General features: G+C 45.4%; 5 protein-coding genes. 4 read left to right on the top strand and 1 reads right to left on the bottom strand.

Features of this window, described 5'->3' with window-relative positions; genetic code table 11:
* Window positions 1-137: 137 nt before the first annotated feature.
* The 3 genes from Xvie_RS20195 to Xvie_RS25990 are packed head-to-tail and all read left to right on the top strand — an operon-like array spanning window position 138 to window position 868.
* Complete coding sequence (locus tag Xvie_RS20195; protein ID WP_086110872.1) at window positions 138-518, top strand: hypothetical protein; 381 nt, start codon at window positions 138-140, stop codon at window positions 516-518.
* Window positions 406-660: an Rz1-like lysis system protein LysC gene (gene lysC, locus Xvie_RS20190; protein ID WP_086110871.1), complete on the top strand. Its 255-nt coding sequence runs from the start codon at window positions 406-408 to the stop codon at window positions 658-660. The genes Xvie_RS20195 and lysC overlap by 113 nt, the downstream gene beginning before the upstream one ends.
* On the top strand, window positions 653-868 hold the full coding sequence (locus tag Xvie_RS25990) for a Lar family restriction alleviation protein (protein WP_086110870.1): 216 nt from the start codon (window positions 653-655) through the stop codon (window positions 866-868). Before lysC ends, Xvie_RS25990 begins: the two co-directional genes overlap by 8 nt.
* A 127-nt stretch (window positions 869-995) precedes the next feature.
* On the opposite strand, the gene Xvie_RS25985 is transcribed toward Xvie_RS25990, so the two are convergent.
* The gene (locus tag Xvie_RS25985; RefSeq protein WP_422645963.1) at window positions 996-1,190 is read right to left on the bottom strand and encodes an ECs_2282 family putative zinc-binding protein; all 195 of its coding nucleotides are present in this window, start codon (window positions 1,188-1,190) and stop codon (window positions 996-998) included.
* Between the two features lie 151 nt (window positions 1,191-1,341).
* On the opposite strand from Xvie_RS25985, the gene Xvie_RS21925 reads away from it, so the two are divergent.
* Window positions 1,342-1,500, top strand: coding sequence for a hypothetical protein (locus tag Xvie_RS21925; RefSeq protein WP_167376344.1), 159 nt, complete (start codon window positions 1,342-1,344; stop codon window positions 1,498-1,500).
* The last annotated feature ends 170 nt before the right edge of the window (window positions 1,501-1,670 follow it).

The raw sequence follows: 1,670 nt of genomic DNA, 5'->3' as shown, positions 1-1,670 counted from the left end.
CGAATGGAAGAAGGTCAGACCTGAGCATGAAAGCAAAATAAGAGGATTGGTCGGACAGGCTGCTGACTTAGTTCTGGATCTTGTTCTGGCTGAAACAGGCAAGGGTAAAACAACACGAACCAAATAAGGCGGGTGAGATGAAACTCAACAGCCAGTATTTCACCCTCGGAGCTTTGGTGATTGTCTCTGGCCTGCTCTGGTTCTATTACCGTGAGTATCAGGACAAGGCCGAAGAATACCATAACTTAAAGTTACAGTATGACAGACAGGTCGCCATTACCGACAACGCCTACCACTCTATCAGGTTATTTAATGACATCTCACGAATTAATAGCGAAAACCGACAGCAGTCAGCCGTGGATTCTGAGAAAACGCAGGCCGCCATCAAAACGGTGGTTGTCAATCATGAGTGTGCCAATCGTACTGTGCCTGATGGGGTTGTTATCCGGTTGCAGCAACACACGAACCGAATACGTTCAGGTGCCACCGATACCCATTCCGGCACATCTGCTCGCTGACTGTCTGTCTCCGGTGATACCGGACACAATGACATGGGGTGACAGCCTTATTTTGAATGAGCAGTTACTGACAGTTATTGAGCAATGCAATTTGGATAAACGGGCGATACGGGAAATAGAAGCGGAAAAAAATAATGGCTGAAACAGATGAACTCAAACCGTGTCCAGTATGTTTGAGCGACAAATTAACCATGATACAAACATCCCGCTCAGATTTCAGAAACTACATTGCATGTGACAAATGTAAGCACCAAACGGGCATATGTAGAAACGAGCAGTCAGCAATTAAGGTGTGGAATGGATCGAGGAACCAGAGAGCAAGGAACGCATTGCCACCTCAGAGCAAATGATTCTGGGGTTGCAGGAATATGTTAGAACGCAGTGTAAATGAGGAGTGGAACAATGAAAGAACCAATACTGGCATCAATAAAATTTGATACCAGCGAGTTAGACAAGAAAATAGATGAATTGAAATCCCTATTTCTTGAAGGCATCCCTGAAGAGCTTACTGACGTAATCACCAGCCTGCTTGGTAATATCATCTTTGTGAATAGTTCTACCACACGAAGAACACTTGGTGCCGTTGAGATCATCTATCTTCTTGATTTTGACCTTGGAACTTACAACGAGATCCTTACGACAGTTAGGACACTTAAAACTAAGTTTACTCATCAATAACATTCCTCATCTGACTGTGGAATAACCAACTTATCAGTTTTCCTTAATTACGGTAAGTGAGGAAACCACCTTGCCTGATGTGGTTAAAAGCAGGCCTTTATTCCCATACCCATTCCCCGAGTGGTTAAAGGAATACCGATAACCCATGCTGCCACCTCGTTCCCATCGCGTACCCAACGCACACGGGCTGGTGGCATTTTTTATATCTGAATTCCGCGCAGTCGGAGAGCTTAATTTCAAGCCCTCCGCTATATCAGACAATCGCACTTATTTGCGTCGGGTTATCGCCGTCTGTCGGTATTAGCTGAGACATGAACCTTAGCATCGAGCGTACCAACAGAATCAAAAATAACCCATGCCACCGTGTAGGACGGGTCATTATCAGCAACATCCGCTGTAGGCAGGCGAAGTGATGTGACAGCCGGAGAGACGGCTTACATTGCCATCATGATTCAGAGAGTCGTGATCGCTATG

Origin of the sequence: Xenorhabdus vietnamensis, from assembly GCF_002127535.1 — a bacterium.
GTDB classification, from domain to species: Bacteria; Pseudomonadota; Gammaproteobacteria; order Enterobacterales; family Enterobacteriaceae; genus Xenorhabdus; species Xenorhabdus vietnamensis.
The sequence above is the reverse complement of the archived record's forward strand: the minus strand, read 5'-3'. Positions and strand labels throughout refer to the sequence as shown.